Origin of the sequence: Mesorhizobium sp. BAC0120 (assembly GCF_033542235.1) — a bacterium.
In the GTDB taxonomy this organism is placed as follows: Bacteria; Pseudomonadota; Alphaproteobacteria; order Rhizobiales; family Rhizobiaceae; genus JAWRCU01.
The window spans coordinates 92,621-104,785 of record NZ_JAWRCU010000011.1 but is presented as its reverse complement, the minus strand read 5'-3'; the positions used below and the strand labels follow the sequence as shown (position 1 = coordinate 104,785).

The window sequence follows — 12,165 nt, the reverse complement described above, 5'->3', positions numbered from 1 at the left end:
CCCACAGCGAGACGAGCTTTTCGCCGGCCGGCCGCAGGTGTGCTACACTTTCCAGGCAAAGGCGCTAGCCAAATGGCTTTGCGTGCCGCAGCCCGAGCCCGTCTTTGCCACAAAGTGCTGCCGCCAAATCCTCGGTCTCAACAACGCCGTTGTTGAACAGCGCCATTATTCGTCGGCCCACCTGCTCATAAGCTGGCGTTCCAGGTTCGATGTCGGCAGCACCGCAATGCTCTTCGAGCATCGTGGTCAGAACTTGAAGTTGCTCCGGGGTGGCGATGCCAATGAGTTCTTGGAGCAAGATCTCGGCCGCCATTCCCGGGGGTTCGATCGCCGGAGCGCTGTCGACAATGATCGTCAGGCCGTCCAACGCGCAGTGCAGTCCACGTTGCTGGGCGTGGTGAAGCACCATGCTCTCGATGTCTTCGAGGGCAATATTCTCGTGGACGTTTCGACAGCGCACCTCCTCGGCTACCGCCGCGATACGAACCACACCATGCAGCCTGGCAGCCTCTGCCACGCCGTTGGAGATGTCTGAAATCAGTTTGGATGAAGGCGGGAGCATAGCTGCCTCCCTATAGCAGTGAGGAACATCACCATCATTCATGATGAACTCGTTTCCTCCGGTTGGCAAGAGGATATCGAAAAAATAATAGCAAAATCAAATAGTTAGTAGAATAACCCTTTTGCGGCCTCTGCTACGTCATAGTCTAGTCAGCGTCAGCAGCACTCCACGCTTTCGCCTCTCTTGAAGTGAAATATGCCGTTCACTAGGTTTACTCATACGGCGTCTACTACTCATTCGACGCCTTGGAGGGCTGCAATGGCTGACCTCGAACGCCCAGAGCGCTTGCAGATCATGCTCAGTGCTGATGAATTGCAGGCGGTTGAGAACTGGCGGTTCAGCAGACATATGCCGAGCCGTGCCGCTGCAGTTCGGGAGTTGCTGAGACGCGGGTTGGCTGCAGAAGGCTTTCTGACGGCTGGAATTGGCTCCAAGTCTCAGGAGTTTGGGGTGATTAGCGACGAGAGCAGATCGGACCAGAGCTGACTTTGCCTTCCGGCCCATCCCTGAGACGCGCCAACGCAAGATCGTGGGGTTGGCCAGCTTCGAGAAATCTTTAGCGCGAGTTTTCCTCAGAGACTGATCGACGTCGAATGAGCCGGGCACCCCGTCCCTGTAGCTTGAACCTTCAGGCTGTAAGAGCTGACATCGTTCAACGGACGATCTGGTCAACGGACATAACCATTCTGTGAGACGGGAGCAGCCAGTTTCCCAGACCGTCATTGTCCCGCATCCGATCCTGCGGCCGCTGTTGGTTGGGGGCAGTGATACTTGGTTTGTCGAAAAGGGGAACCTTTTGCGACCCCAAGCAGTTGGGACGGTTGGGGATGGAGAGGTGTATGCCCAAAATTTCGGCTGCGGGGAGCCCGGCAGCAGACCGCTTGGCGCCCTCCGTTCTCCTCGTGGAAGACGAGTTCCTGATCCGCTTGGACCTGGCCGATGCGTTTCGACGCGCTGGCTGGACGGTCTATGAGGCCGCGTCCGGGGAAGAGGCGATCCATTTTCTCCGCTCCACCATTGTGGTCGGCCTGGTCCTTACTGACGTCAGGATGCCGGGGGCGGTGGACGGCACAACATTGGCAGGTTGGGTCAGGCGAGAACGACCGGCTGTGAGAGTTGCCGTGATGTCGGGCCACTACGAGCCGAGCGTTGAGGAGCTATCTCTCTGGGACGCCTTCTTTACGAAGCCGGCTGCCCCGGAGCTGCTGGTGAAGCAACTGGACGAGCTGGTCGACGGAACCGGGCAAGACGCTCAGCGTTCCCCCAACGATGGAGGCACCCAACCAGCAGCCTGAGACAATTCTGGTCGTAGACGGTGATGTGATCACCCGGACGGTCATTGCGGACTACCTGCGCCAGTGCGGCTACCGGGTCATAGAAGCGGTAAACGCGTGGGAGGCAGAGCAAGCATTGAACCAGGAAGGTTTCGACGTCGACATTATCCTCTCTGACGTCGACCTGCCGGGGGAAATGAATGGTTTCCAGCTAGCGAGTTGGGTTCGTCAAAACATGCCTGACGTGAAGGTGATACTCTCTTCGGCTGTCGAGCGGACGGCGAGCGCCGCAGGTGATCTTTGCGAGGAGGGGCCCCATCTGGCGAAACCATATGATCCCGCCACGGTCGTGGACCATATCAAGCGGCTGAGAGGTGGATCGGATCGCTCGTAGATCTTGGAGGAGAACGCCAAGTCGGCATACGCGTCGTTCGGCCCGTCGCTTCTTCGAGGGCAGGCCCCCTCAAAGCATATCAAGCTCCAGTGGTTGCTCCTTCCCCGTAGCGTGCGGAGAGGACATGCGGCGGCTCCGAGGGATCGCTCGCCGCCAGCCGGCCAGACGGTGCACGGCTGGGGTCGAGCGCATAGCCGTTCGAGACGAGCTGTGGCGGAGATCGATCTGGTTCGACAGGCACCGATGTTGGCACGCAGCCCCTCCCCTCACTGCTTAGCTTGTTGCACTACCCTTTCACGAACCAGCGAGGCTGTCACGCGTCAGCCGCCGCTGCGGCCCGTTCCGGCATGACGCTGCCGCGTCGGTAGGGCTTCAGTGTGCGACCCTTCGGATCGAAGGCGAGGTGCAGCTTGCGTTTGAAGAAATGGCTGTGGTCGACCCGGCCGATATTGACGAGCGCGGAATCCGGCATCTCCTCATCGAGCGCAGAGAAGATCAGACTGCATGTGTCGGCCTCGAGCGTATCGAATGCCTCGTCGATGACCACCCATCGCGGTTTGTGCAGAAGAAGCTGGGCAAATGCCAGCAGCCGCTGATCGTCGTCGCTGAGCTCGCGATCCCAGCGCGCCAGGTGATCGAGATTGGCGGCGAGGCGGCTGAGGCCGACTTTGGCGAGCGCGGCGGTGAGATCGGCCTCGGCAAAGGCCTCCATTCCGCGCGGATAGGAGAGCACTTCCCGCAGCGTTCCGCGCGGGAAATAGGGTGTGCGCGGGATGAAGGTCACCGGCTCGCCGGTCGGCAGGCCTATGGTTCCGCTTCCCCACGGCCAGAGGCGGGCGATCGCTCTGAAGAAGAGCGTTTTTCCCGCTCCGGGCGCGCCGGTCACGCAAACGCGTTCGGTCGGAGCTATCTCGACATGGGCTTCGGTGAGCCTGGTGCATCCGGATTGGGACGCGACCTCGACGTGATCGAAGACCAGGCTGTCGGCCGCTTCCGTGAAAGCGATCCGCTTCTCGACCTCGTGCAGCTCATCGATCTTCACGATGGCCGAACGGAAGGCCGTCACGCGCAAAAGGGTCGCGCGCCAGTCGGCGATGCTGCTGATATTATCGACGAACCAGCGGAGTGCGGCGTGCACCTGATTGAATGCACCGACCGCCATCATCAGGCCACCGAAGGTCAGGTCGCCGGCAAAATAGATCGGCGCGGCGATGATGAAGGGTGCGACGACGGTGATCCAGCCATAGCTCGCCGTGACCCAGGTCAGCCTTACCGTTGCGATCAGTATTTGCCGGGTCGCCAGCAGAACCGAGCCCAGATCGAGCTCGAGCCGGCGCCTTTCATCCTGTTCGCCTCCGGCGAGCGAGATCGCATCGACGTGCTCGTTGACGCGCATCAGCGAGAAGCGCAGGTCGGCTTCGCGGCCATATCGGTCGCTGTTCAGCCTGACCAATGGTCGCCCGACCAGCCAGGAGAGCCACGAGGCCGTGCCGGCATAGATAAAGGCTGCCCAGACCATGTAGCCCGGTATTTCGAACGCGCGGCCGGAAATGTGGAACACGAAGCCTGACGACAGCGACCATAGCACGCCGACGAAGCTGACGAGCAGGATGGTGGCCTGCAGCAGCCCTACCCCGAGGTCGGTCGACAACTCGGTGAGATGACGCGCATCCTCATGCAGGCGCTGGTCGGGATTGACGCCGATCGCGCCGGCATTGGCGAGCCGGAACGCGCGCCGCGGCTGCATCCACACGCTTATCAGGTCGCCAACCAGACCCTCGCGCAGCTTGATGCGGAGCATCTGGTTCAGCCAGGTCTGGGTGACGTTGAGGATCAGCAAGCAGCCCGCGATCCAGGCGAAGATCATAAGCTGGTGGAAAAACGCGTGAAGATCGCGCCTTTCAAGCGCATCGTAGAAGGGCTGGTTCCAGCGGTTGAGCATGACCTGCCCGACCGCCGTCGCTATTACGATGACGAGGATCCCCAAGCCGAGCCCAATCAGGACGTTGCGGACAGGGGAAGCCATGAAGGCGCGGCGCATCATCATCAGCTGATCGAAGAAACTGTCTTCTCCCATGGCGCGGGGATCCAAGGCCTTCGCCTGGGGATCGGCCTTGGCGTTCATCTTGTCCGCCATCGATGCGGATCCTTTCCTGGGTTGGACTGACCGGCACCCGGGCGGAGTCCGACGGGCGGAGTCCGGCAGGAGCGATCACCCTCGATATGGAATGCCCGCGAAGCCCGGGCAACCTGTTCCGATCGCCAGCGCCATCAATCCTGCCGCGAACGAATGACGGGGAAAACGAACCGAGGGCGGACATGGCAAGCTCCGACATGGCGGGGCCGAGCAAGCTCGCCGGGGGTGAAGCTGGCCTCCCCTCAACCGGGATCGCTGTAATCACCAGAGAGCCCGAGCGCGCAAAAGATAATCTGTGCAATAGTTCGCGCGTCCTGCGATACGGGCGAGAATCCGACGACCAATCGCTAATAAAATGTTAAAACAATTTGTAGACGATCTTCCCCAAGATCACCTTACGAACTGTTTCGTCTTGTCACGAAACGTGTCGGCTCCGCCACGGAACCGCCGCTGGTCTGTCACATCCACTGCCACAATTCGCCCTACCCGCTCTAATTGTCAAACGGAGAGTGGGACACCCAATGTCGAACAAAGCCCTCGCGGCTTCAGGCCTCGCGCTTGCGTCGGGCCTGGTGCTTGCTGCCTCCGCGCTGCCTGCTTCAGCCCAGTGCGGCCGCGCCTCCTGGTATGCGCTGCATTCCCGGACTGCTTCCGGCGAACGCATGAACCCATCCGCCATGACAGCGGCTCATCGGAGCTTGCCGCTCGGCACAAAGGTCAAGGTCACCAATCAGAGCAACGGTCGTACCGTCGTCGTTCGCATCAACGACCGCGGCCCGTTCGTGAGGGGTCGCATCCTCGATGTTTCACGCGGCGCTGCTCAGCAGCTCGGCTTCGTCTCGTCGGGCCACACCAGCGTCTGCATGATCAGGTTTTAGGGGGAAGCCTCGCCGCAGCGGCCGCGGCGATCGCAGCGGCGAGGCTCAGGCCCCATTCGGCGCGGCAATAGGCGCGGAAGTCGAAGCAGGGCAGGCCGGGGCAGACCTCGAATTCGATGAGGTGCACCGTGTCGTCACCTTCGACGCGGAAGTCGGCCGAGAACACGTCCTTCAGGCCGAGACCGTTCATCAGCACGGCGGCGATCTGTCTGATCCGCTCGGCTGCGGCCGGTTGGGCCTCGCAGACTGCGACCAGCGTCGGCTCGGTGTAGCGCCCTCCGGCCTTGGCGGCCGCACCCGTCTCGCCGTAGAGCGCGAGACTGTCTTCCATCGTCTGGAAGTCGCTGCCGGAATCGACGAAGAAGATGCCGAGCCGGTCGACACCCGCATCAGGCTGCGCCGCAAGGAAGCTGGCTCGAACGTTGCGGCCGGCGACATAGGGCTGCACGACCACGGCATCCCGGTAGCCGTTGAACACCCGACGGCTGAGTTCCAGCGCGTAATCCGGTTCGGCGCATCTGGAGTCCGGCCAGATGCCGATCTTCGAACCGAGGCGGTTCGGCTTCACGAACCACCCTGCACGCGAAGGCGGCGGCGGCGCGATCCATTTCCCGTTCAGTGCCAGGCCGCATTCGGGCGAGGGCAGGCCAAGCGCGCTCAGCACCGCGCCGGACCGGAACTTGTCCTGGCACAGCGCGAACAGCGTGTCGTCGGAGCCGATCGTGCGGAAGCCGCCCAGCCGGGCTAGCGCAGGTGCGGCGCCGCCGCGGAAATAGGCAATGCCGTCAGTCAGCGTCCATACCAGCGTGTGCGCCGGGTCGCGTCTGGCGAGGGCGGCGGCTTGGTCCAGCTCGACCGGCGTGAAGGCCATGCCAAGCTTACTGCATTCGTCGGCAATCTCGGCGAATTCCAGCGCGAGATCGGTCGATTGCGCGAGGTAGGAGGTTATCTCCAGCGCACGCTGAGGCGGATAGCCGTCGGCTACAAGGCGCGCCTGGCAGGCTGCCTCGGGCTCGTAGACGAGAAGGAGTTCGCCTCGCTGCTCGGCCATGGTTATTTGCCCCCCTTTAAAGCCTTCTGCTTTCAGGTTGGCGCTGCCCCTCACCCTTACCCTCTCCCCGTAAGGACGGGGAGAGGGGGGCGCCAACGTCGATCACCCCCTCTCCCCGTCCTTAACGGGGAGAGGGTAAGGGTGAGGGGCAGCGCCTGCGTCCCGCGATTTGCAGAACCCGCTAGCCACGCCGAGAATGGCCTTCTGTTCAATCAAAGCTAGCGCGAATTCGACCTCGGCAAGACGCCGATGCGATAGGCGCAGCTCAAATCTGCACGTTCGGCTCGAAGCGGCCGCGCACCTCTATGTCGAGCAGGAATGTCTTGCCGGCTTCGGGGTCGATGGCGCGTGCCGCGGCGTCCTTGCCCTTCCAGGCGGATGTGACGGCGATCCGCGACGCGTCCGGCCCGACGAAGGCCGGGCAGGAGGATTGCTGCGCCGGCACCGGAATGGAGCGGACGAGCTGGCCGGCCGGCGAATAGGCGTCGACGCGCGCGCCGCCCCAGCGGGCGTTCCACAACGCCCCGTCGGCATCGACGACGGAACCGTCCACCCAGCCATCGGCATCCTTGCTGTCCACGAACACGTTCGGCTCGCCGATCGGGAAGCCAGTCGAGGGATCGCAATCCACACGATGGATGATGTTGGGGCGCTTGCCGGTGAAATAGGCGGTCGCGCCACCCGGCGAGAAGCAGATCGAGTTCGGCACCGTGATCTTGTCATAGAGCCGGCGGATCTCGCCCCTCGAGAACCAGTAGATCGCACCGGCCGGCGAACCCTCGTCCTTGGCCATTGTGCCGATCCAGAAGGAACCCGAGGGATGCACGCGCGCATCATTCGAGCGGTTGAGCGGATTGTCGGCTTCGAGCGCAGTGTGCAGCGTGAGCCGGCCCGTTTTGATGTCGCGCACATAGAGGCCGTCCTCGGCGACGAGCAGCTGGCGTTCCGCGTCGATCGTCGCGATGGCGCTGCCCATCACCGGCAGATCGTGAACGATGGTCGGCCCGTCCGGAAACTTCTTCTCGAGCAGCTTCTTGCCGACGATGTCGAACCAGAAGAGCTTGCCGGTTGCCGGATCGTAAGCCGGGCCTTCGCCAAGCTCGCAGACCACATCCGAGAAAATCGTTGCCCCTTCGGCTGCCATGTTCATCCCTCTCCGAAAACGCTGTCCCAAGCCGCGACTGCCGCCTTTGCCCGGTTGCCCACATCGGCCGCGCTCATGCCGGGCTTGTAAAGGCTCGAGCCGAGGCCGAAGGTCCTGACGCCGATCCTGGCAAAGTCGGCGAAATCGGCTTCCGAGACGCCGCCGACCACGCCGACCACCACGTCTTTCGGAAGCACCGCGCCGATTGCGGCAATGCCTTTCGGTCCGAGCACGCTCGCCGGAAAGAATTTCAGCGCCGACGCCTGCGCCTTGATTGCGGTAAAAGCCTCAGTCGGCGTGAAGACGCCGGGCATGGTGACGATCGACAGCTCGGCGGCGCGGGCAAGGACGTCGGCATCCACATTCGGCGCAACCAGAAGCCTGCCGCCGGCATCTGCCAGCCGGCTGACGTCGGCAACCGTCAGAACCGTGCCGGCGCCGACCAATGCGGTCCCGGGCAATTCCTCTATGATCGTCTCGATCGAACGGAACGGGTCGGGCGAGTTGAGCGGCACCTCGATCGCCTCGATGCCGGCTTCGAACACGGCGCGGCCGACGGCCTTCGCCTCATGCGGCTGAAGGCCTCGCAGGATGGCGACGATGTCGCGTTTCAGCTTAGGCCAGGACGCGCTCATGCTTCTTTCCTTCGCGTGCCGTCGAGGAAGTTGCGCCGCGCGGCCTCGGCCAGTCCGCGGCGCGCGGCCGTATCGGCATCGACCAGCGTCGCCGAGAAGCCGGCGCGCTTCAAGGCTTCCGAATAGAGGTCGCCAAGCGGGCCGGATACGACGAGGACCAGTTTCTTCTGCTCACCGAACATGCCCTTCGCCGAGGCGACCTCGCTGCCGATCAGCAGGCCCGACAGAGCTGCCGAGGCCTCGGCAGGCCGCATGTCGAGGAGCAGCGTCGACGCGCGGATACGAAAGAGCCGCGAGGCGGCATCGCCCGGATTGGCCAGTCCGTCGTCGAGCCAGGCGCCGAAGACGGCGTCGCCGGGCGCTACGCGGGCAGGCTCTGCGCCGACGGAATGGCGCAGGATCGAATGCCCGGCCAAGACGGAGAAAAGTTCGCCCGTCATCCATGTCGAGAAGCGCTTGATTGCTCCGCTCTCGAGCTCGACCCATTTCGAATGGGTGCCGGGCATGCAGACGATGAGATCATCGCCCTTATGAAGTCCGGCGACGCCGGCAAGCTGCGTCTCCTCGCCGCGCATCACGTCGGGCCGGGCGGGGTCGCGTTGCGCCACTCCCGGCACCATGCGGACGTCCCGTCTGGTTCCCGGCACCGCAACGGCGCTCGTGAAGATCTCTGCAAGCGACGCAGGGGTCGGCACATAGGGCGCCTCGATCCAGCCCTGCCGCGATCCCGCCATGCCGCAGATCACCACCGGCAGAGAGGAATCTGCGCCCATCGCCTCGAGATGACCTTCGAGCACCTCCGCGAAACGGTCGCGCGACAGAGAGAGAAGACCCTCTTCGCTGCGCCGTTCCGCAATGACTTCGCCGGCTTCATCGAGCAGCCAGGCACGAAAGCGCGTGGTGCCCCAGTCGACCGCTGCGAAAGCCGGCGCGGGTTGCGTCACAGATAGCCTCCGTCCACGATCAGCGTCTGCGCCGTCAGCATGCGCGAGGCGTCGGAGGCGAGGAACAGCACCGGTCCGACGAGATCGTCGGCCCGCATCACTTCCTTGATGCTCTGCTTGGCGACATGGGCGGCAAGCGCCTCCTCGGTCACCCAAAGCGCCTGCTGCCGCTCGGTGATCACCCAGCCCGGCGCGATGGCATTCACCCTGATGCCGTCGCGGCCGAGCCGCCCGGCAAGGCCTTTGGTGAGGCCGATGACACCGGCCTTGGCCGCCGTGTAGGACGGCAAGTCCGGGTGATTGATGAGAAACGAGGTCGAGGTGAAGTTGACGATCGAGCCGCGGCCCGCCTTCTTCATACCCGGCGCCACAGCCTGCGCGGTGAAGAATTGCGGGCGCAGGTTGATCGCCTGGTTGTTGTCCCAGAACTCGACGGAAACGTCTTCCACCGCGTGGCGGTCGTCGAGCGCCGCATTGTTGACGAGGACGGTGACGTCCCCATGTGCGGCGGCCGCCTTTGCCACGGCCGCACGCAGGGCCTCGATGTCGCGCAGGTCGGCCTTGATGAAGAGCGCCCGAGCGCCCAGCTCGTTTTCGAGCCGGTCGGCGAGCGCGTTGCTCGGCCCTTCAGCGATGTCGATGAAGGCTACCTTTGCTTTCTGGCGCATGAAGCCTTCCGTAAGCGCCGCGCCGATGCCCGACCCGCCGCCGGTGATCAGCACCGAGGCCCCTTCGAGGTCAGCAAATTTCGCGGATGGCATCATGCCGGCATCTCCCCAATCCTCTATTTCGGTGCGCAGCCCTTGAACGAGAAAGGCCGCGACGTAAAGCCCCGTCGATGGACCCGGTCAGACTGCGGCTTTTCTGCGGGTTTTCGGGCGCAGCCACTCGGGAAGCCAGTCGCCATGCGCGGCGACGAGCTGATCCACCAAGTCCCATATCTGGCCGAGATCGAGCTCGGCCGCCGTGTGCGGGTCGAGCATGGCCGCGTGATAAACGTGCTCCGGGTTCTCCGTCACAAGCGCCGCTACAGTGAGCTCCTGCAAGTTGATGTTGGTGCGGATGAGTGCCGTGAGCTGCGGCGGCAGCGCGCCGACATGGGTCGGCTGAATGCCGTTGTGGTCGACGAGGCAGGGCACCTCCGCCGCACAGGCGGCAGGCAGCGAGGTGATGCACTGGTTGTTGCGCACATTGCCGTAGATGACGGACGGCTCGCCGGTCCACACCGAGTTCATGATCGATGACGCATATTCGCGCGAGGACTTCACCTCGATCGTGTCGGTGTTGCGATACTCCTCGGCCTGGGTCTTCCACCGCTCGATCTGCTCGATGCAGCGCTTGGGATATTCGTCGAGCGGGATGCCGAACTTCTCAATCAGGTCCTCGCGGCCGTCCTTGATGAAATAGGGCGTGTATTCGGCGAAATGCTCGGAGCTCTCGGTGACGAAATAGCCGAGCCGCATCAGCATCTCGTAGCGCACCTTGTTGGGGCAGCGCGGGTTCCAGCTGCTCGGCTTCGGGAATCGCCCTTCGAGATAGCCGCGGCGCAGCGCCGGATAGAGATCGCTGTACGAGCCATCCGGCTGGCGATGCTCGAAATTCAAATAGAAAGCCATATGGTTGATGCCCGCCGCGCGATAGCGGATTTCCTCGATCGGGATGTCGAGATCGCGGGCAAGCTCCTCGGCCGTGCCTTGCACCGAGTGGCACAGTCCGACCTGCTTGATCTCTGGGTATTTCTCGGCGATCGCCCAGGTGTTGATCGCCATCGGGTTGACGTATTGCAGCATCACCGCATCCGGACAGACCTCGAGCATGTCCTCGCAGATCTTCCAAAGATGCGGCACGGTGCGCAGCCCGCGCATGATGCCGCCGACGCCGAGCGTATCGGCGATGGTGTGCCTCAGGCCGAAGCGTTTGGGCACCTCAAAGTCGATGACGGTTGCCGGCTCATAGCCGCCGATCTGGAAGGCGACCACTACGAAATCGGCGCCGGCGAGCGCCTTCTTCTGATCAGTATGGGTCTCGACCTTTGCCGACGCACCGAGCGATTTCACCAGCTTGCGGGCGACAATCTCCGATTCCTCCAGCCGCGCGGGGTTGATGTCCATCAGTGCGATAGTCGCGCCGGAAAGAGCCGGGCGCTGCAAAGTGTCGCCGATGATGTTCTTCATGAAGACGGTCGAACCGGCGCCGATGAAGGCAAGCTTGGGATCGCTTTTCATGTCGGGCTCCAGCTAGTTCCATTATTTGGAACGCAATTTGACTATTCAGAATTATTCCGATCAAGTAGTTTCACTGTCAAGAACGGACACCGTCAAGCGCCGGGCACAACCGGAGGAGAAATGACGAAATCCGGCGGGGAGAACGCAACGCGAACAAATGCTACCGGAACTCTGGGCAAGGCAATCGACGTGCTCGAAGCGGTTGCCGCTTCACCGACGCCACTTCGCTTCACCGACCTGCTCGGCCTCGTCGACCAGCCGCGCGGCACGCTCCACCGGCAAGTTTCGAACCTCATCGAGGAGGAGCTGCTCACGGTGCGGGCCGATCATTCCTACGAGCTCGGCATCAAGCTCCTGAAACTTGCTTCGCTCGCGTGGTCCGCCAACCAGTTCCGCGCCATCGCCGAGCCGCATTTGCGCCACCTCCACGAGGCGACCGGCGAGACCGTCCATCTCGGCGTCCTTCAGGGAGTCGAGGTGATCTATCTCGACAAGGTGGAGGGCCGCCAGGCGGTGCGCATGCACTCGCAGATCGGCAATGCCTCGCCGGTCTACTGCACCGGGGTCGGCAAGGCCGCGCTTTCGGCGCTGCCGGATGCCGAGCTCGAAAAGCGCATCGCGACGATGATCTTCCATCGCCATACCGAAAGCACGTTGGCCGACCGGGCGGCCCTTCGCGCCGAAATAGACGAAATCCGCCGCACCGGCATCGCATTTGACCGCCAGGAGCACGAGCCCGGCATCCACTGTGTCGCCGCCCCCATCCATTCGCGTGACCGCAGCTTCGTCGCCGGCGTGTCGGTGACCGCGCCTTCCTACCGCATCGGGCTCGCGCGGCTCGCAGAATGGGCACCGCTGGTCACGCAAGCGGGACACGCAGTCATGGAAGACATGGCTGCCCGGCTCGGCCCCAAAGCTTGA

13 protein-coding genes are annotated in these 12,165 nt (G+C 63.2%); 5 read left to right on the top strand and 8 right to left on the bottom strand.

The window, feature by feature from the left end; genetic code table 11:
- Positions 1–64: 64 nt before the first annotated feature.
- Positions 65–604, bottom strand: a complete 540-nt coding sequence (locus SAZ10_RS22775; protein WP_318611678.1) for a hypothetical protein — start codon at positions 602–604, stop codon at positions 65–67.
- 216 nt (positions 605–820) lie between these two features.
- Between SAZ10_RS22775 and SAZ10_RS22770 the strand changes: the two genes are divergently transcribed.
- The 3 genes from SAZ10_RS22770 to SAZ10_RS22760 all read left to right on the top strand — a co-directional run bounded on the left by SAZ10_RS22770 (position 821) and on the right by SAZ10_RS22760 (position 2,230).
- The gene (locus tag SAZ10_RS22770) at positions 821–1,048 is read left to right on the top strand and encodes a hypothetical protein (protein ID WP_318611677.1); all 228 of its coding nucleotides are present in this window, start codon (positions 821–823) and stop codon (positions 1,046–1,048) included.
- A 353-nt stretch (positions 1,049–1,401) separates the two neighbouring features.
- The gene (locus SAZ10_RS22765) at positions 1,402–1,857 is read left to right on the top strand and encodes a response regulator (protein WP_318611676.1); all 456 of its coding nucleotides are present in this window, start codon (positions 1,402–1,404) and stop codon (positions 1,855–1,857) included.
- Positions 1,832–2,230: a response regulator gene (locus SAZ10_RS22760; protein WP_318611675.1), complete on the top strand. Its 399-nt coding sequence runs from the start codon at positions 1,832–1,834 to the stop codon at positions 2,228–2,230. Before SAZ10_RS22765 ends, SAZ10_RS22760 begins: the two co-directional genes overlap by 26 nt.
- A gap of 313 nt (positions 2,231–2,543) precedes the next feature.
- Here the strand turns inward: SAZ10_RS22760 and SAZ10_RS22755 are convergent, their stop codons facing one another.
- Positions 2,544–4,367 (bottom strand): ABC transporter ATP-binding protein/permease, encoded by a 1,824-nt coding sequence (locus SAZ10_RS22755; RefSeq protein WP_318611674.1) that lies wholly within the window; start codon positions 4,365–4,367, stop codon positions 2,544–2,546.
- Positions 4,368–4,888: 521 nt separating this feature from the next.
- Between SAZ10_RS22755 and SAZ10_RS22750 the strand changes: the two genes are divergently transcribed.
- A complete protein-coding gene (locus tag SAZ10_RS22750; protein WP_318611673.1) occupies positions 4,889–5,245 on the top strand; it encodes a septal ring lytic transglycosylase RlpA family protein in 357 nt (118 codons plus the stop codon).
- Here SAZ10_RS22750 and SAZ10_RS22745 read toward each other — a convergent pair.
- From SAZ10_RS22745 to SAZ10_RS22720, 6 genes are all read right to left on the bottom strand, one after another.
- On the bottom strand, positions 5,235–6,296 hold the full coding sequence (locus SAZ10_RS22745; protein WP_318611672.1) for a D-alanine:D-lactate ligase-like protein: 1,062 nt from the start codon (positions 6,294–6,296) through the stop codon (positions 5,235–5,237). The genes SAZ10_RS22750 and SAZ10_RS22745 overlap by 11 nt on opposite strands.
- 265 nt (positions 6,297–6,561) lie before the next feature.
- Complete coding sequence (locus tag SAZ10_RS22740; protein WP_412535284.1) at positions 6,562–7,440, bottom strand: SMP-30/gluconolactonase/LRE family protein; 879 nt, start codon at positions 7,438–7,440, stop codon at positions 6,562–6,564.
- Positions 7,441–7,442: 2 nt separating this feature from the next.
- Complete coding sequence (locus tag SAZ10_RS22735) at positions 7,443–8,075, bottom strand: 2-dehydro-3-deoxy-6-phosphogalactonate aldolase (RefSeq protein WP_318611670.1); 633 nt, start codon at positions 8,073–8,075, stop codon at positions 7,443–7,445.
- Positions 8,072–9,019, bottom strand: a complete 948-nt coding sequence (locus SAZ10_RS22730) for a 2-dehydro-3-deoxygalactonokinase (RefSeq protein WP_318611669.1) — start codon at positions 9,017–9,019, stop codon at positions 8,072–8,074. The genes SAZ10_RS22735 and SAZ10_RS22730 overlap by 4 nt, the downstream gene beginning before the upstream one ends.
- Entirely contained in the window at positions 9,016–9,783 is a 768-nt protein-coding gene (locus tag SAZ10_RS22725; RefSeq protein ID WP_318611668.1) for an SDR family oxidoreductase, read from the bottom strand. Before SAZ10_RS22725 ends, SAZ10_RS22730 begins: the two co-directional genes overlap by 4 nt.
- Before the next feature lie 84 nt (positions 9,784–9,867).
- Positions 9,868–11,244 (bottom strand): alpha-glucosidase/alpha-galactosidase, encoded by a 1,377-nt coding sequence (locus SAZ10_RS22720; protein WP_318611667.1) that lies wholly within the window; start codon positions 11,242–11,244, stop codon positions 9,868–9,870.
- Between the two features lie 120 nt (positions 11,245–11,364).
- Between SAZ10_RS22720 and SAZ10_RS22715 the strand changes: the two genes are divergently transcribed.
- Positions 11,365–12,165, top strand: coding sequence for an IclR family transcriptional regulator (locus SAZ10_RS22715; protein ID WP_318611666.1), 801 nt, complete (start codon positions 11,365–11,367; stop codon positions 12,163–12,165).